The organism is Paraburkholderia sp. EB58, from assembly GCF_050436665.1.
GTDB lineage: Bacteria > Pseudomonadota > Gammaproteobacteria > Burkholderiales > Burkholderiaceae > Paraburkholderia.
Window position 1 is genome coordinate 1 of record NZ_JBNDMQ010000045.1, and the last position, 16,624, is coordinate 16,624.

Annotated in this window: 14 protein-coding genes and 1 pseudogene; 5 read left to right on the plus strand and 10 right to left on the minus strand. The window is 63.5% G+C overall.

Translation table 11 applies throughout. The features are described from left to right. Both P3T40_RS38820 and P3T40_RS38825 read left to right on the plus strand, forming a co-directional pair. Positions 1-110, plus strand: a pseudogene (locus P3T40_RS38820) (DMSO reductase); the annotation flags it as partial. A 68-nt stretch (positions 111-178) separates the two neighbouring features. After that, positions 179-1,039 (plus strand): hypothetical protein, encoded by an 861-nt coding sequence (locus tag P3T40_RS38825; protein ID WP_429272997.1) that lies wholly within the window; start codon positions 179-181, stop codon positions 1,037-1,039. On the opposite strand, the gene P3T40_RS38830 is transcribed toward P3T40_RS38825, so the two are convergent. Both P3T40_RS38830 and P3T40_RS38835 read right to left on the minus strand, forming a co-directional pair. Then, the gene (locus tag P3T40_RS38830) at positions 945-1,511 is read right to left on the minus strand and encodes a DUF4865 family protein (protein WP_429272998.1); all 567 of its coding nucleotides are present in this window, start codon (positions 1,509-1,511) and stop codon (positions 945-947) included. The genes P3T40_RS38825 and P3T40_RS38830 overlap by 95 nt on opposite strands. Before the next feature lie 111 nt (positions 1,512-1,622). Next, a complete protein-coding gene (locus tag P3T40_RS38835; RefSeq protein ID WP_429272999.1) occupies positions 1,623-1,946 on the minus strand; it encodes a DUF4148 domain-containing protein in 324 nt (107 codons plus the stop codon). Between the two features lie 355 nt (positions 1,947-2,301). On the opposite strand from P3T40_RS38835, the gene P3T40_RS38840 reads away from it, so the two are divergent. Further along, positions 2,302-3,543 (plus strand): ammonium transporter, encoded by a 1,242-nt coding sequence (locus P3T40_RS38840; RefSeq protein ID WP_429273000.1) that lies wholly within the window; start codon positions 2,302-2,304, stop codon positions 3,541-3,543. A gap of 55 nt (positions 3,544-3,598) precedes the next feature. Here the strand turns inward: P3T40_RS38840 and P3T40_RS38845 are convergent, their stop codons facing one another. Beyond that, a complete protein-coding gene (locus tag P3T40_RS38845; RefSeq protein ID WP_429273001.1) occupies positions 3,599-5,965 on the minus strand; it encodes a DNA polymerase II in 2,367 nt (788 codons plus the stop codon). Positions 5,966-6,363: 398 nt separating this feature from the next. Between P3T40_RS38845 and P3T40_RS38850 the strand changes: the two genes are divergently transcribed. Both P3T40_RS38850 and P3T40_RS38855 read left to right on the plus strand, forming a co-directional pair. Further along, positions 6,364-6,660 (plus strand): HU family DNA-binding protein, encoded by a 297-nt coding sequence (locus P3T40_RS38850; RefSeq protein ID WP_429273052.1) that lies wholly within the window; start codon positions 6,364-6,366, stop codon positions 6,658-6,660. 167 nt (positions 6,661-6,827) lie between these two features. After that, positions 6,828-7,142: an antibiotic biosynthesis monooxygenase family protein gene (locus P3T40_RS38855; protein ID WP_429273002.1), complete on the plus strand. Its 315-nt coding sequence runs from the start codon at positions 6,828-6,830 to the stop codon at positions 7,140-7,142. Between the two features lie 69 nt (positions 7,143-7,211). On the opposite strand, the gene P3T40_RS38860 is transcribed toward P3T40_RS38855, so the two are convergent. The 7 genes from P3T40_RS38860 to P3T40_RS38890 all read right to left on the minus strand — a co-directional run bounded on the left by P3T40_RS38860 (position 7,212) and on the right by P3T40_RS38890 (position 16,301). Further along, positions 7,212-8,300 (minus strand): GGDEF domain-containing response regulator, encoded by a 1,089-nt coding sequence (locus P3T40_RS38860; protein WP_429273003.1) that lies wholly within the window; start codon positions 8,298-8,300, stop codon positions 7,212-7,214. A gap of 63 nt (positions 8,301-8,363) precedes the next feature. Then, a complete protein-coding gene (locus tag P3T40_RS38865; protein ID WP_429273004.1) occupies positions 8,364-9,371 on the minus strand; it encodes a chemotaxis response regulator protein-glutamate methylesterase in 1,008 nt (335 codons plus the stop codon). Further along, a complete protein-coding gene (locus P3T40_RS38870) occupies positions 9,368-11,788 on the minus strand; it encodes a hybrid sensor histidine kinase/response regulator (RefSeq protein ID WP_429273005.1) in 2,421 nt (806 codons plus the stop codon). The genes P3T40_RS38865 and P3T40_RS38870 overlap by 4 nt, the downstream gene beginning before the upstream one ends. Next, positions 11,785-12,528 carry a chemotaxis protein CheW gene (locus P3T40_RS38875; protein WP_429273006.1) on the minus strand — a complete coding sequence of 248 codons (744 nt, stop codon included), beginning with the start codon at positions 12,526-12,528 and terminating at the stop codon, positions 11,785-11,787. Before P3T40_RS38875 ends, P3T40_RS38870 begins: the two co-directional genes overlap by 4 nt. Then, a complete protein-coding gene (locus P3T40_RS38880; protein WP_429273007.1) occupies positions 12,509-14,047 on the minus strand; it encodes a CheR family methyltransferase in 1,539 nt (512 codons plus the stop codon). Before P3T40_RS38880 ends, P3T40_RS38875 begins: the two co-directional genes overlap by 20 nt. Before the next feature lie 20 nt (positions 14,048-14,067). Continuing rightward, positions 14,068-14,592 carry a chemotaxis protein CheW gene (locus tag P3T40_RS38885; RefSeq protein ID WP_429273008.1) on the minus strand — a complete coding sequence of 175 codons (525 nt, stop codon included), beginning with the start codon at positions 14,590-14,592 and terminating at the stop codon, positions 14,068-14,070. A gap of 32 nt (positions 14,593-14,624) precedes the next feature. Further along, positions 14,625-16,301: a methyl-accepting chemotaxis protein gene (locus tag P3T40_RS38890; RefSeq protein ID WP_429273009.1), complete on the minus strand. Its 1,677-nt coding sequence runs from the start codon at positions 16,299-16,301 to the stop codon at positions 14,625-14,627. Positions 16,302-16,624 lie beyond the last annotated feature (323 nt).

A 16,624-nucleotide genomic window follows, 5' to 3' on the forward strand; every position in this document is an offset into this window, starting at 1 on the left:
TGCTGTGTGCCGCCTGCGCCGTGCAATACGCGGGGCTGGTGGCGGAGCGCTGGTTTTTCTTCGCTGAAGCACGGCATCCGCAGAATCTCTACTATCGTCAGGCTTCGTGATTCATGAGCAGTCTCACGGCGGCAGGGTGGTTTGGTAATATCCGGCTTTATACCCGGGCGATCCTGTCATGCTTGCACTCAAGCTCACGCTTGTTCCCGTCTTTCTGTTGATCGTGTCGATGTCGGGCAAGTGGTGGGGGCCATCCATCGCCGGGTGGCTAGCAGGCCTGCCGGTGGTGGCCGGGCCGATTCTCTATCTGCTCGTCCTGGCCCACGGGCCGGTGTTCGGCGCGCATGCCGCAACGCTTTCGCTGTCCGCCATTCTCGCTTCCGAAGCATTCAATTTTGCCTACGCATGGGCCTGCCGCATCCGTGCGTGGCCGCTCGCGTTGGCGGCCGGGCTCGTCACCTGGTTAGCGGCCGCCTCTGCGCTGTCGTTCTTGCCGGCCTCGCCAGTCTGGGCGCTCGGTGTCGCATTGGCGGCGGTGCTGTTCGGGCAGTCTTTCTTGCCGCGCAGTGCCGCGGTGGCGGCTGGGGCGCCGCTCACCCGCACCGACCTGCTCAGCCGCATGCTGGCAGGTACGGTGCTCACCGTACTGGTGACGTCGCTCTCCGGACGATTGGGCGCGACATGGAGCGGCCTGCTCGCGGTATTTCCGTTGCTCGGTATCGTGTTGTCGGTATCGTCGCATCGGGCTCACGGTCCGGACTTCGTCGTTTCACTGTTGCGCGGGATGGTGTTGGGGCGTTTCTCGTTTGCGGCGTTCTGCCTGTTTTTGGCCTTCGCACTGCCGCGCGAGGCCACGCTTGCCGCCTTTGCCGAAGCCGCCTTGCTGGCGATGTGCGTGCAGTGGGGCACGCGACGTCTGACGAGCGCGGGCCGCGTGTCGAATACTACGCAAGCCGTCCCATCTCCGGTTGCGCGAGGTGCAGGACGTCATACACTTCGCCGCCTCGCGCCGGATCGGCCGGCACTGAGGAGACGGTAAACCGGATCAGCTTCCACGCGTGGAGATCGAGCGCCGCCCACACTGCGACCGTATCAGGCTGCACCGCGATCTCCCGATTGCGTTCAACTTCACCGGCGTACAAAGCCGTGCGATCCGTCGCGGCGGACAGCACACGCTCGTCGCGGTAGATCGACAGCGCTTGCTTCGCGTTGCCGCGACGCGCGTCGAGTGGCAACCAGGTTTCGATCTGCGGACGGCCGAATGAATCTATCACCGCCTGGAACCGCTCCCCCATCAGAAAACGGACCGCTGCATCGGAGTCGAGCCACAAATAGATGGAGGCGTAGACGTTGCCTGCTGCCCCGTGCCGGTTACGCTGCTGCGTGACGAACAGCTTGCAAACGAGGCCTTCGGTGTCATTCCACAGCGGCCCGCGCTCTGCAACGCGTCGGCGAATGATCTCCATGTCGTAATCGGTGGGCAACCGGTGTGAATACTGCATTGCGAACATGCCATTCTCCGTAGGTTGAGCGAATGGTCTGTAGTTTGCGCGCAAGCAGGCATCCGGTGAAGGCCGGCTTCGAGATAGCTGTAATGAGGGGAACGAATCGTACGGACCCGGTCATTGACCGGCGTTTGCCGGATTCGTCGCCGGCTGCATGCCTTGCGCCCCGGACTGTGCCGAACCATTCATTGCCGGACCATAGCTGGTTGCGCCCGCCTGGGCCATGTGCTGTTGCGCTCCCAGGCGTGCTTCAGCGGCCTGGATGTCTCCCGGATAGGAGGCATCGTTCGACGTTGCGGGGTTGTATCCCGCCTGCTCCACCCGAATGAGTTCGGCGCGCACTTGTGCGCGCGTGACCGGCTCGTTGGACGACTGCGCGGAGGAGGTGATCGGCCCAGCCAAAAGCGATACTGCGGCGATGGCATAGGCTAGCGTTTTCATGATGCACTCCCTCCAAAGTTGGTTCGTGATGAGATACCGGGGAACTGGCACAAGCCGTTCAGCACGCTCGCCATCATTACAGTCTAATTGCGCCGCAATTCCAGTTTCCCTTCGTTTCCACAACTCAGTATTGCGTGTCTCTTGAACATCCTTCGACACAGTGACGTTTCGGCGCTGTGGTTTACCCCTGTGCATCTCGACGCAAGCGCGTCCTGGCGTACTCATATCGGCTTGCTGAATCCGGCAATAGCGCTCGCGCGTATTGTGTTGCCGCCAGCGGGGGACTACTTTTCGACAGCCACGAAAACAAGCGTTGTTTAATCGTTCCGCGCGAAGACAATCAAGGAGACAAGCTGTGCTTCCTGCAACCCTGCCGATCAACGTCGGCAATACCGCTTTCATGCTGCTGTGTGCGAGCCTCGTCATGCTGATGACGCCGGGACTCGCGTTTTTCTACGGCGGTCTGGTAGAACGCAAGAACGTGCTGTCGATCATGATGCAGAGTTTCATTTCTCTGGCATGGACGACGGTGCTCTGGTTCGCCTTCGGCTACTCGATGTGCTTCGGGCCGACCTGGCACGGCATCATCGGCGATCCGACTTACTACGCATTCCTGCATGGCGTGACGCTGCAGACCATGTACACGGGCAACGACGCAGGCATTCCGCTGGTGGTCCATGTGGCGTACCAGATGATGTTCGCCATCATCACGCCTGCGCTGATCACGGGCGCCTTTACCAACCGTGTGACCTTCAAGGCCTATTTCCTGTTCCTGACCGGTTGGCTCGTGCTCGTGTACTTCCCGTTCGTCCACATGGTTTGGAGTCCGGAGGGCCTTTTTGCGAAGTGGGGTGTGCTCGACTATGCCGGCGGGATCGTGGTGCACAATACGGCGGGCTTCGCTGCGCTAGCCTCGGTGCTGTATGTGGGACGCCGTCGCGTAATGTCCCACAAGCCGCACAACGTGCCGCTGATCGCGTTGGGCACGGGCCTGCTGTGGTTCGGCTGGTATGGCTTTAACGCAGGCTCCGAGCTGCGCGTCGATGCCGTGACCGCTTCGTCGTTTCTCAACACGGATATTGCCGCATCGTTCGCGGCCGTGACGTGGTTGCTGATCGAATGGCTCAATGCCCGGCAGCCCAAGTTCATCGGGCTGTTGACCGGCTCAGTTGCGGGTCTCGCGACGATCACGCCCGCTGCGGGCTATGTGTCGCCGAGCACGGCGGCGATAATCGGGATTGCTGCGGGCCTGATCTGCTACTACGCGGTCGCGCTGAAAAACCGTCTTGGTCTCGACGATGCACTCGACGTTTGGGGCGTGCACGGCGTGGGCGGTCTGACCGGCACGGTGCTGCTCGGCGTGTTTGCGTCGAAAGCCTGGAATCCTAATGGCGCCGACGGTCTATTGCTGGGCGGCGGGGCGTTCTTCGTCAAGCAGTGCGTGGCCGTCGTCGTCTCCGGGGTTTGGGCGTTCGTGTTTACGTGGGCGATGCTGTGGCTGATCGACCGTGTAACTGCAGTGAAGCTCGACGCCGCTGCCGAGCAGCGCGGACTCGATACAGCGCTGCATGGCGAGGTAGCGTATCTGGACGCGTGAGCGGTAGAAGTTGAATTGCCAGTGCTGCGGCGGGCGCCTACCCGCTGCAGCATCGTTAAAACAACTCCTTCTGCCCCGTCATCAAGGCAGAAAAATCGTCGCTCAAAAACGGCAAAATTGCATCAGCCACGGGCTGTAGCTGGCGCGTCAGATAGTGGTCGTAGTCGATCGCCGAGCGCCGCGTTTCCAGTGGCTCGGGGCCGGCCACGGTCATCACATAGGTAATCCAGCCGCCGTTCTGATACTGCAAGGGCCGCCCCTGCTGCTGGTTGAACTCATCGGCCATGCGGGCGGCACGCGCATGCGGCGGCACATTGCGCTGATAATCGTCGAGGTTGCGGCGTAACCTGCGCCGGTACACCAGCAGGTCGTCGAACTCGCCGCTCAAGGTGCGTTCAACGTAGTCGCGAACATAGTCCTGATAGGGCTCCTGCTTGAAGATACGCAGATAAAGTTGCCGCTGGAATTGTTGAGCGAGCGGCGTCCAGTCGGTGCGTACCGTCTCGAGCCCCTTGTAGACCATGTCCTCGCTGCCATCGGCCTTCACCACGAGGCCGGCATAGCGCTTCTTGCTGCCTTGCTCGGCGCCGCGGATGGTCGGCATCAGAAAGCGCCGGTAGTGCGTTTCGAATTGCAATTCCAGCGCACTCTCGAGACCGAACGCCTGCTGCAGATGCTCGCGCCACCATTCATTCACATATTTGACCAGCGCACGGCCGATATGCGCCGCCTGTTCCTCGCTGCGTGCCTGCTTGAGCCACACGAAGGTGGAATCGGTGTCGCCGTAAATGACCTGGTAGCCTCTCGCTTCAATCAGCTCGCGCGTGCGATGCATGATCTCGTGGCCGCGCATGGTAATGGACGACGCGAGGCGTGGATCGAAGAAGCGGCAACCGCTCGACCCCAGCACACCGTAGAACGAGTTCATGATGATCTTCAGGGCCTGCGACAGCGGTTTGTTCTGTTGCCGCTTGGCCGCCTCGCGCCCTTGCCAGATCTGCCCGACGATGGCGGGCAGGCTGTGCTTGCTGCGCGAGAAACTGGCGCCGCGAAAACCGGCGACGGACGTGCTCTCGTCGGGATCGCGCATCCCTTCGATGAGTCCCACGGGATCGATCAGAAAGGTACGGATGATGGAAGGGTAGAGGCTCTTATAGTCCAGCACCAGGACCGAGTCGTACAGCCCAGGCTGCGAATTCATCACGAAGCCGCCTGGACTCGCTTCCTCTGCCATATCGCCGAGATTCGGCGCCACATAGCCCTGACGATGCATCAGCGGCATGTAGCGGTGCGTAAAAGCCGCGACGGAACCACCGCTGCGGTCCGCGGCGAGACCGGTGACGGTTGCGCGCTCCAGCAAAAACGTCAGTAGTTCGGTTTTGGCGAAGATCCGCGTGACCAGTTCGCAGTCCTTCAGGTTGTAGCGCGCGAGGGCTGGCTTGTCTTCGGCGAAGCGGCGGTCGATTTCCGCCATGCGCTGGTACGGGTTGTCGATGGCTTTGCCTTCGCCCAACAGTTCTTGCGCCACGTATTCGAGGCTGAAACTCGGAAAGCTCCAGGTGGCCGAGCGCAGCGCCTCGATCCCGTCAATAACGAGCCGTCCAGCGGCAGCCGCGAAAAAGTGGTTTTGTTTGCCGCCGTGCTCACGCCACTCCATCACGTCGCCGCCGCGACCTAAACGCAATGGAACCGCGAAACGCTGCGAGTGCTCCTGCAGGACGCGCAGATCGAACTGCACCAGATTCCAGCCGATGATCGCATCGGGATCGTGCCGTTCCAGCCACGCATTGAGCTTTTCCAGCAGCAGCGGGCGGGTCTCGCAATACTCCAGATCGAAATCGATCCCGCTGGCGTCGCCATTGGCCGGCCCGAGCATATAGACCTGACGCTGCCCGCAACCTTCCAGCGCAATGGAGTACAACTCGCCGTGCGCGGTGGTTTCGATATCGAGCGAGACGAGTTTCAACGCCGGGCGGTAGGCCGTATCGGGCTTCATCTCGCCGTTGAGCCAGCGCCCCGCGCCAGCCGGTTCGCCGCTGAAGCAGACCGGCGCGGTGATGAAGCGCTCCATCAGGTAGCGTTCGGGCGGACGGACATCGGCTTCGTAGACGTTGACGCCGTATTCCTTCAACAGCCTTTCCAGCTTGAGCAACTGGCGATATTGCTTGCAATACAGTCCGAGGACAGGGCGTTGATGAAAATCGGTCAGCCCGAGCGGGCGAAGTTCGTACTGGCGTTCGTGGCGCAATACCGCTTCGGCCCGTTCGCGCTGTTCAGCCGGAATGAACGCTACCGAGGTCTGGGGCGGCAGGCGCAGGTGCTGCGGACCGCTCTCGGTGGCCAGCCAGAAGTCGACTTCTGTGCCAGCTGGCGTATCACGCCAATGTCGGGTAAGAAGAAAACCCTGCTGTTGTTGAACCACACTGCAACCTTTACGAACCTGTCTATCGGTCTATTTTACTTGTCAATCTGACGGGGGCGGGCGTATTGACGCACCCTTACAGGGAGCCCCCAGGCGGCAGCCGTCAGACTCCGCTACGGTAAGACAAAGTATCGCATCAACCGCCTCAAAGCCGTGCCTATCGTGCTTCCGTGGGCCAATGCGCGGTAGGATAAGGGCTCGTGGCGGGCGCCCCTGTGGCATCTCAGTGCCCTCGAATGGGGCTTCTGGCGCCCGGAATGTGAGCCGTCGTGGGCCTGTCAAGGCGTGCGGCCGGGGCATCCGGGCAGGCATTCACGACGCCGCGAGTTTGCGCAGAAGCGCCTGAATGAGGTAGGGTGGCGGGTCTGGCGCCGTTTAAGGGGTGCCGGTTCTATCAAATACAGAAAGGATGTGCAATGAACAAGCAGGAACTGATTGACGCAGTTGCGGCTGCGACGGGCGAAAGCAAGACGGCCACCGGCAAGTCGATCGACGCGATCATCGAGGCGGTGACGAAGGCGGTATCTCAAGGAGAAACCGTTCAGTTGATCGGCTTCGGAGCATTTTCGACCGGCGCCCGCGCTGCGCGCGTTGGCCGTAACCCGTCAACCGGCGCGGAAATCCAGATCGCTGCGGCAAAGACGGTGAAGTTCACCGCCGGCAAGGCATTCAAGGACGCGGTAAACGCCTCCTGATCGCCTCGTCGATCCCCGCGCGGCCCCACCCCATTTACGGAGGCGCTGCGCGGCGCTTACGGGCTCTCAGCGCCGCCAGGCCGGCGCGGCGAGCCTGTCTCCGGGCTACCCGCTTCACCGGACCATCGGGCAGGCGGGCAGTCGGGCCTTGATGTGAGGAATTCACCATGTACATCGCGATGAACCGTTTCAAAGTCGCTCTCGGTTCGGAGAGCGCATTCGAAACGCTTTGGACTAGCCGTGACACGCATCTGAAAGAGGTGCCGGGCTTTATCGAATTTCATCTGCTGAGAGGGCCGCAGAAAGAAGACCATGTGCTGTATTCCAGCCACACGGTCTGGGCCGATCATGCGGCATTCGAGCGCTGGACCACCTCGGACGCGTTCCGTGCGGCGCATCGCAACGCCGGGGGCGAAACCCGCTCGCTTTATCTCGGACACCCCGAATTCGAGGGTTTCGAAGTCATTCAGACGGTCAAGTAGACCGTCAAATGCGCGGTCCGTAAGCAGTCAAATAAGCGGACAAATAAGCGGTCAAATAAGCGCGCGACATCAGTCTCCGGTCAGCGTCACCTGATTCTTGCCACCGCGCTTTGCCTTATACAACGCGAGATCCGCTGCCTGGATCAGGGACGTCATCGGCGAGTCGGCGGTGGGTATCACCGACGCGCCGCCAATGCTGATCGTGACGTATTGCCCCGTCGACGAGCTCGCGTGCGGCACCTGCAAGGCCTCCACTTCGCTGCGGATCTTTTCGGCAAGCGCGCGCACGCCTTCGAGCCGCGTGCCCGGCAACACGACCGCAAATTCCTCGCCGCCGAAGCGCGCAGCCAGGTCGCCTGGCCGTCCAAGACACCGTTCCACCGTCGCGGCAATTCGCTTGAGCACTTCGTCGCCCGCCACATGGCCGTAGGTGTCGTTGTACAGCTTGAAATTGTCGACATCGATCATCAACAGCGACATTTCCGCTTTGTCGCGCGTACCGCGCCGCCATTCGGCGCTCAGATACTCGTCGAGGTAACGCCGGTTCGACAGACCAGTCAAGCCGTCCGAATGCGTCAAACGCCGCAGTTCGAGATTGGCTTCGAGCAGTTGCTGCTGTGACTGGCGCAGCGCCCGGTAAGCCTCGTCGCGCTGCAGCAGGTTGATGTATGAACGCGAGTGATAGCGGACCCGTGCCACCAGTTCGATGCGATCCGGCAGTTTGACGAGGTAATCGTTCGCCCCTGCCGCGAAGGCCGCGCTTTTGATGACGGGCTCCTCCTTGGTCGACAGGACGATGATGGGCACGTCGCGGATCGCCGGCGTCGCGCGATAAGCCTTCACGAGCGTCAGCCCGTCGATGCCGGGCATCACGAGATCCTGCAGGATGACCGTCGGCCGGGTGTGCACGGCGGCCTTCATGGCTTCGTCGGCGCGCGAGCAGTAGTGAAGGTCGATGCCGTCTTCCGCGGAGAGCGCCTGACGCACGGCCTCGGCGACGATCGCCTGATCGTCGACCAGCAACACCATCACCGGCTGGTCGGCCGGCGCAAGCGTCTGCAGCGCCGCGCGTGCTGCTTCGAGCGTCGCGTCTGCGCCGTCCTGCGCAGCCGGCGCGTTGGCTCGCTGGTCAGGCGAGCCGGTTTGATCATTTGCCATTTTCGTACCTGTTTCGGAAACGCGCGTCTCGCGTGTTATGCCATTCATGTCCAATCTTTTCGCTCATTGTTTGATGTTCTCCACCAGTTCAGCGGCGATGCTGCTGAGCGGCAGGATCCTGCGTGCCGCGTCGAGTGCGGCGGCGGCCTTCGGCATGCCGTAGACCGCGCAGCTCGCTTCGTCCTGGGCGATGGTCCGGTAACCCTTGGCGCGCATCGCCTTCAGGCCGATCGCGCCATCACGGCCCATGCCGGTCAGCAACACGCCGATGGCGTCGCCGCGCCAGTGCTCCACCACGCTGTGAAAAAACACGTCGACGGAGGGACGATAGGGCGTGCTGGCCGGCTCGGAGGTGTAATCGAGCGAGCCGGTGTGTGTCATAAACAGATGGTCGTTGGTTGCCGCGAGCAAAGCCTCGCCCGCTTTGGGCGGGTCGCCGCTGATGGCCACCCGCACCGTCAGTTCGGTCTGGCCGTCGAGCCATTGCGCCATGCCTTCGGCGAATGCCTTGTCGACGTGCTGCACCATCACAATGGCTGCGCCGAAGTCGGCCGGCAGTTTGCCGAGTATCGCGGCGAGCGCGCCTGGGCCCCCCGCCGATGCGCCAATCGCGACCAGCGGCGCGGTGCCGCGCGACACCACGGCACTGGGCCTTGGTGCGGGCGCGAGTATGGGCTTTTCCAACAGTTGACCGATCTGGTCGATCTTGGCGAGCAACGGTTGCGACGCGTCGTTGAGCCGGTTGTCGGCGAGGGTCGGCGTATCGACTGCATCGAGCGCGCCGGCGGCCATCGCCTCGTAGACGCGCCATGCGTTTGCGCCCACGCTGCTCGTCACGACGAGGATGGCGCAGGGCGCGCGGGCCATGATGCGGCGGGTCGCTTCGACGCCGTCGAACTTCGGCATGATCAGGTCCATCAGCACGACATCGGGCGGCTGCGCGATGGAGAAGTCCACGGCCTCTCCGCCGTCAGTGGCCACCCATAGCACGCGATGCTCCGGCCGCAATGCGATCGCGCGGCGCATGGCCTCGACGGCGAGCGGCAAGTCGTTGACGATGCCGATGTTCATGTGTGCGCTTCTCCGATCAGGTCATGCACCGCATCGAGCAGTGCTTCGTCGTGAAAGCTACCCTTGGCCAGATAATAATCGGCGCCTGCATCAAGCCCGCGGCGGCGATCCTCGTCGCGATCCTTGTACGACACGATCATCACCGGCACGGTTTTGAGCAGTGCGTCGCGCTTGATCAGCGCGACCAGTTCGATGCCGTCCATGCGCGGCATGTCGATGTCGGTCACCACCAGGTCGAAATGGGTGCTGCGCAGCGCGTTCCAGCCATCCATGCCGTCCACCGCGACCGTCACCGTATAGCCGCGCTTTTCCAGCAGTTTGCGCTCGAGTTCGCGCACCGTCAGCGAGTCTTCGACCACGAGCACGTGTTTGCGGGTCCGGGCCGCGACGCCCTGGGCGCGCTGCACCTTGTCAAGCTGTCCGCCGCGCACGAGCTTGTCGACCGAGCGTAGCAGGTCTTCGACGTCGATGATAAGCACTGCTTCGCCATTTTCCATCAGCGCGCCGGCCGCGATATCCTTGACCTTGCCGAGGCGGCTGTCGAGCGGTTGCACCACCAGCATGCGCTCGCCGAGGAAACGGTCAACCGCCACGCCATAGGTGCCGCGTTCGTCGCCGATGACCACCACCGCGACATTAGCGCGTGCTTCGTCCGGCGTGTCGGTGCCGAGCAACTGATGCGCGGTGACGAGTCCCACGGGGCGGCCGTCGAAGGCGAAATGCTGTTGCCCTTCGAGCATGTCGATCTCACCGCGCGCCAGTTCCAGCGTGCGGCGCACGTGCGCGAGCGGGAACGCATAGGCCTCGCCACCTACCTGCACGAGCAGGCTGCGGATCACCGAGAGCGTGAGCGGCAGTTGCAGGACAAAGCGCGTGCCCTGGCCGGGTTCCGTGACGATACGCACCGTGCCGCGGACCGCCTTGACCATTTCGTGCACCGCATCGAGTCCGACGCCGCGACCGGATACGTCGGTCACGTGGGCGCGCATCGAGAAGCCCGGCAGCAGCAGAAAGTCGAGCAGTTCCTGATCCGACATGCGGGCTGCGGTTTCCGCGTCGGCGAGTTGCCGTCGCACCACGGCAGCGAGCACGGCCTCGAGGTCGACGCCGGTACCGTCGTCGCTGACGCTGATCAGCAGCTTGCCCGCGCTATGGCGGGCCTCCAGCGTCAGCGTGGCTTCGGCAGGCTTGCCCTGCGCGAGACGCTGCTCAGGGGCTTCGACACCGTGGTCAAGTGCGTTTCGTAGCAGATGGCCGAGCGGGGCGTCGAGCATGTCGAGGATGTCGCGATCGATCTGGGTCGACTCGCCGACAATCGAAAAACGCACCCGCTTGCCGAGCGAGCGGGCGAGATCTCGCACGATGCGCGGATAGGCATGCGTTGCGTCGCCGAACGGGCGCATCCGGCATTGCAGCGCTTCGTCGTACAACTGCTGCGCGAGGTTGGAGCTGCGGCGGTCGAACCGGTCGAGCTCGTCGATGCGCGTGGCGAGCAGATGCTGCATCGTGCCGAGCGTCTGCCGCACGGCATCGAGCGCTGTCAGGGCTTGCGGGTCGAGACGCTCCGCAAGCGTTTCGAAACAGGTGTCGAGCGCGCGTGCCGCATCGCGCTGCGTGCGCTTGACGCGCAGCATCGACTCGGCGAACGGTTTGAGCCAGCGCGATTCGACCAGCGACTCGCCCGACAGGCTCAGCAGCCTGTCGAGGTTGTCGGCGCGCACGCGCAGCATGCGCTCTGGGTCGCGCGCGGCGTGGACGTTCATCGGGGTGTCGAGCCTCGGGGCCGGCGCTGTCCTTGGCGTGACGGACTGCTCTACCGTGGACGTTTCGGCCGCAGCGGCTCCTTCAAGGTCCGGCGTTGGCTCGGCAAAGCTCAGCGGCAGTTTTGCAGCGTCGGCGCCGAGGATGGCGAGCGCGGCGCGCATCGTTGCGTCGTCGTCCGGGTCTTCGATTGCGCCGTACGTGGTCCCCCAAGGTGACGTGGCCGAGGCGTCGGTGTGCAGCGCGTGCGCATCGTTCGCCGCATCGCTGAACGCGGCGAGGCGCGCGATGAAGGCGTCGACTTCGTCTCGTCTGAGCGCCGTCTCCGTGTCCGCGTTGCCCGCGCGCAGCAGCAGGTCGAGCCCGCGCAACAGTTCGTCGATATGTGCCGTAGAGAGGCGGAGCGCGCCAGTTTGCGCGGCGACGAAGCATTCCTCCATCAGGTGCGCAATGTCGACACCATCCTGCAAGCCGATGATGCGCGCCGCACCCTTCAGCGAGTGCGCGGCGCGCATGCAGGCTTCGAGCTGCGAGGCGTCCGTCGGCGTATGTTCAAGCGCCAGCAGTCCATCGGACAGCACGCGGGTCTGCGTCTGCGCTTCTTCGCGGAACAGGTCGAGCAAGGAGCGGCGGCTCAGATCGTCGTCGATACTCATCGCAAACTCCGGGCGAGCGACTCGAAGACACGGTCGGTGTCGAGCAGGCCGATGGTGCGGTCGCGCCACGCGAGCACGCCACGGGCGTGCGAGGCGCTGGCGTGCGCGAGGGTGGTCGGCACCGGCAGCAACGAGTTCGCCGGGAAGCGCACGACGCCCTCGACTTCATCCACCGGAAAGGCCACCGGCTCGCCGCGATGCGCGGCGACCAGCATGCGCGCGTAGCCATTGCTCGACTCGTACTTGCCGCTAACCGTACGATCGAGATGTAGAAGCTCGCCGAGCGAGGCGGCGACCGTCAGTGCGCCACGAATGTTGACGAGGCCGAGCACGACACGATTGCGTCGATGCGGCAGGGAATGGATCGGACGGATATCGTCGACTTGCCGCAGCGCCGCGGTCGGCAGGCCGAGCCATTCTTCGGCAATCCGAAACACCAGCGCGGATTGGGTTGCGCCGGAGTTGGCGCTGGTTTCGACCGCAACGGGCTCGTTGAGGGCTGCGGAGGCGGGCTCGCGAGACAGCGCGTTCGGCACTGAAGCCGCAGACTGGCCAAGCTCCATATCGCCCACCGGCCGATCGAGCAGCCGTGCTGCGGCGTCTTCGAACACGGGACAGTTCAGGCAGCGCGAATGTTCAGCCAGCTTGGGACACGAGCCGTCACCCCGGGTGCCGATGCGATTCCAGCAATCGTCGATGCGCGTCACTACGTCAGTATTCTCAATGGCGCCGTGTGCCATTTGCGCCTCGCGGTGGGTTCAGGGGAGCGTCCGCCATCGCCGGCATCCTGGCGGCGGCGCGCTGGGCGCGTCGCATGAGTTGCTGGGCGCCGGCGGTGTCGCCTGTCATGTCGAGCAGCGCCGCGAGATGCGTGAGCGCCTCGTAGTGAGCAGGCGCCAGATAGAGCGCCTTGCGGTAATAATCGCTCGCGTCGGCGGTGCGGCCGCGCGCGTCGGCGATCAGGCCGAGCAGATGAAAGGCCTCGGCGTCCGTACCGTCCAGGATGACGAAACTCTGCGCCTCGTGTTCGGCTTTGTCGAACTGCCCGGCGTCGGCGAGACGCCGTGCTTCGGCAAGCGACGCGGCGGGTGCGGCGGCGGCGGAAGGCTTCGCGCGGGCATGTGCATGTGTCTGCGCATGTGCATGCGTGTTGCCATGGCCATTGGCCTGGGCGTGCGCGGGCGTCGCCGCGCGTAGCAGAGGCGCAGTGGCCGTGGCTCGCGCTGCCGAAGCGGGCGAAATTGCGGGAGCGGCCACGGAAGCCGCAGGGACAAAAGCGCTCGATACGGGCGAGGGCACGGAGACCGGCGCAATAGCACGCGCCACCGCAGGCTTGAGCGTCCCATAGACACCGTGCAGCGCTGTGGCGTTAGCCGAAGCCGATGCCGCATCCGGCACCTTCCCAAACAACGCGAAACTGCGCGTCCCGGTCTCCTCGGGCGGCGTGCGCTGAAACGCGAACGCCAGCGGAATGCGTGCGGAGCTAAGCGCGTGACGCATCATCAAGCCGGTTTCGGCAGGGCCGACGAAGATCGTTCCGCCCTCGGCCAGTCGAGCGTCGAGCAAATGAATCGCGCGATCCTGCGCGTCCCGCTGAAAATAGATCAGCACGTTACGGCAGAAGATGAAGTCGTAGCGTCCCCCGGCGTTGGGTGACGTTTCGAACAGATTCCCCTGCGCAAAACGCACGGTCTGCTGGATGCGTTCGTTCAGCACCCATCCTCCGTCCCTCGAACTGAAATGGCGTTCGCGGAATCCGAACTCGCCGCCGCGAAACGAATTGCGTCCGTAGACGGCTTTTTGCGCCAGCTCGATGGCGCGAGCGCTGATGTCCATTGCGTCAATGGTGAAGCGCTCCGCGCCGATCCCCACGTCGAGGAGAGCCATCGCCGCTGAGTACGGTTCCTCACCGCTTGAGCAAGGCACGCTCAGCACGCGCAGCACTCGCGCCGGATCGCGCGCCAACTTTTCATTGGCAAGCCGCGCCAGCGCGACAAAGGCCTCGCGGTCGCGAAAGAACCAGGTCTCGGGTACCACTAACGCTTCGACCAGCGCGAGCCGTTCGTCCGGCGAGTCGTTAAGCCGTTGCCAGTACAGGTCCACCGCACCGTCGGCGGCGTCGGCGGCCGAGGAGCCCACCCGTGTGGCGCGCACGCGTTCGAGCACGGCGCGCTCGAGTGCATTGATACCGAGCGAGTGCGCGTCGATCCCCGTCTCTTTCGAGAGCCAGGCTGCAAAGCAGGGGTCGGTGGCGTTCATGGAGCGGTTCAGGCTGCCTGTCACAAGTAGTAGGGCGACGGTTGCGTGGGAGCCGCTTGCGGAAACAGCAGGGCTTTTGCCTCGTCGCTAAGCATGCGCTGTACCTCGACCCATTGCACGAGGCCCACGCCGTCGTTCGCGACGGGTCCAAGCCAGCGTGCATGCGGCGTGGCAATGCCACTATCGAGAAACTGCGTACGTTCGATACGCCGCGTCTGCGTCGCCCGCTCCACGATCAGACCGAGCAGATGTGAGGGCGCGTCACTGTCGCCGCGTGCCCCCGCTTGCGCCGAGGTATTGTCCGGGCCAAGGCTGTAGCGAACCAGCACGAGGCGCGTCGAACGGAGCTGACGAGCTGGGCGTCCGAGCGCGAGTTGCGACACGTCGATCACGGGCACCGGCTCGCCATGCCGCTCGAACATCCCGGCAACCCACGCCGGCGCACCGGGAATCGACTTGGTGGGCGCGAGCGCCAGCACTTCGGCGATCCCGGCCGCATCAAGCGCGTAGCGGTCGCCGTCCAGATCGAACAGGAGGAAGAGCATCGCGGGGGTCCGTGTTTAGCGTGAAGCGCGCGTCACGCGTCGATCTTGAAGCGCGACACACCGGTGCGCAATTGATTGGCGACCAGCGTCAGGTCGTCGATCGCCTGCGAAGACTGGCGCAGCGACTCTGCGGTCTGCTGTGCCGCCTCGGACAGCTGCGACAACGCCTGGGTAATCTGTTCGGCGCTGGTGGCTTGCGTCTGCATGCCCTCGTTGACCATCTGGAAGCGCGGCGCGAGTGTCTGCACTTCGTTGATGATCTGCGAGAGCTGGCCGCCCACCTGCTGTACGTCGCGCATGCCACGGCGCACTTCTTCGGAGAACTTATCCATGCCCATCACACCGGCGGACACCGCCGACTGGATTTCCTTGACTGTCTGCTCGATGTCGTAGGTCGCCACCGCAGTCTGGTCTGCGAGACGGCGGATTTCTGTCGCCACCACCGCGAAACCGCGGCCATATTCGCCGGCCTTTTCGGCTTCGATAGCCGCGTTCAGCGACAGCAGGTTGGTCTGATCTGCCACCTTCGTAATGGTCGCGACAACCTGGTTGATGTTGACCGCTTTCTCGTTGAGGATCGACAGCTTGGCGTTGACCGAGCCGGCAGCCTCCATCACGCTGCGCATCGTATCTTCCATGCGCGTGAGGCCGCTTTGGCTGGCGCCGGCCAACGTCGCCGACTGTTCCGCCACACCCGCGACTTCGTTCATGGTGTGCAGCAGGTCGCGTGAGGTTGCGAAGATTTCGCGGGAGGTGGCGCCGATCTCGGTGGTGGTCGCGGCCGTTTCGCTCGCGGTGGCCTGCTGTTCCTTGGAAGTCGCGGCGATCTCCGTCACCGAAGTGGTGACCTGTAACGAGGACTTTTGCGCCTGCGACACAAGGCTCGTCAACTCCTCGGCCATCCGGTTGAAGCCATTCTCCAGCGTGCCGAATTCGTCGCTGCGGCGCAGGTTCAGGCGTTGCGCCAGATTGCCCGTACGCATGATGTCGAGCACTTCCACGAGCCGCGCCATCGGCACCGTGACTGCCTTGAAGAGGGTGTAACCGGTCACGAGCGCAACCAGCAGGACGACGCCGAGCGCGGTGGCCAGCGTGACTTCGGTGCCTGTCACCGAGGAGCGGATCAGTTCCGCCGAGTCGTCGGCCTGCGTATGGTTTTCCGCGACCAGCGTGTTCGCGCCTTGAATCACGTTGTTCCACGCGGGCGTGAGCTGGATGAAGGTGGCCTGCGCCGCGGACTTCGAGGTGCGCGCCTGGGTCGCGGCCTGGTTGAAGAGCGCCAGATACTGATCGTAGGCGGCCTTGAAGGTGTCGAAGCGTCCGCGGTCGTCCTCGCGAAACACCGTGCCCTGATAGTCGGCCGCAACCTTGTCGAAGGCACGCAGGGTATCCGGCAGGCGATCGAGGTCGTTCTTCATACTGGCCGCGTCAGGGTCCAGGAAAATGGCCCGTTCTAGCGTCGCATAGCTTTCGTTGGAAGCCGCGCGCAGCGCAGTCGCGAAGTAGAGGCCCGGCACCGAGTCGCGGCGCAAGCTGACCGCCTCGTCGTCGATGTTGCGCAGCCGCGAGTATGAAATCACGGCCATCACCAGCATCAGCAGGAAGAGCGCGCCGAAGCTCAGCACGATGCGTGCGCCAAGTGTGATTCGGCCGCTGCTGAACAAGCCCGACAGGTTTGCGTTGTTCGTGCGTGGCGTGACAGTGGCCATTTCGATGTCTCTCTGACGAATTGATACGTGGGTATTGCCTCAAGAGCACTTAACGGCACTCGAAGGCGCTTTCACCCGATGAATCCAAGCATATGACGCTACACCCTTCGCGAGAAGGCCGGTGGGGTGAATAGCGGGGGTAAATTGTGCCAGATTAGGCTATCAACGGACACGCCAAACTTCGCTCCACGCGTATTCCCGCACGGGTTTTCCCTGATTCGATCCTGCTTGACCAGCGCGATTCGGCGCCTTAGATTGCGTACATGTTCCTACATGTACTTTTTGAGGCGCGCAAAAAGGAACAGGTAATCGCGCCCGCGATT

Coding starts and splice junctions, on each gene's coding strand:
- P3T40_RS38865 (WP_429273004.1), bottom strand. CDS start 9,371: ATGAACATCGGCATCGTCAACGACTTGCCGCTCGCCGTCGAGGCCATG.
- P3T40_RS38835 (WP_429272999.1), bottom strand. CDS start 1,946: ATGAAAACGCTAGCCTATGCCATCGCCGCAGTATCGCTTTTGGCTGGG.
- P3T40_RS38855 (WP_429273002.1), top strand. CDS start 6,828: ATGTACATCGCGATGAACCGTTTCAAAGTCGCTCTCGGTTCGGAGAGC.
- P3T40_RS38875 (WP_429273006.1), bottom strand. CDS start 12,528: ATGGCACACGGCGCCATTGAGAATACTGACGTAGTGACGCGCATCGAC.
- P3T40_RS38885 (WP_429273008.1), bottom strand. CDS start 14,592: ATGCTCTTCCTCCTGTTCGATCTGGACGGCGACCGCTACGCGCTTGAT.
- P3T40_RS38890 (WP_429273009.1), bottom strand. CDS start 16,301: ATGGCCACTGTCACGCCACGCACGAACAACGCAAACCTGTCGGGCTTG.
- P3T40_RS38880 (WP_429273007.1), bottom strand. CDS start 14,047: ATGAACGCCACCGACCCCTGCTTTGCAGCCTGGCTCTCGAAAGAGACG.
- P3T40_RS38830 (WP_429272998.1), bottom strand. CDS start 1,511: ATGTTCGCAATGCAGTATTCACACCGGTTGCCCACCGATTACGACATG.
- P3T40_RS38825 (WP_429272997.1), top strand. CDS start 179: ATGCTTGCACTCAAGCTCACGCTTGTTCCCGTCTTTCTGTTGATCGTG.
- P3T40_RS38870 (WP_429273005.1), bottom strand. CDS start 11,788: ATGAGTATCGACGACGATCTGAGCCGCCGCTCCTTGCTCGACCTGTTC.
- P3T40_RS38860 (WP_429273003.1), bottom strand. CDS start 8,300: ATGGCAAATGATCAAACCGGCTCGCCTGACCAGCGAGCCAACGCGCCG.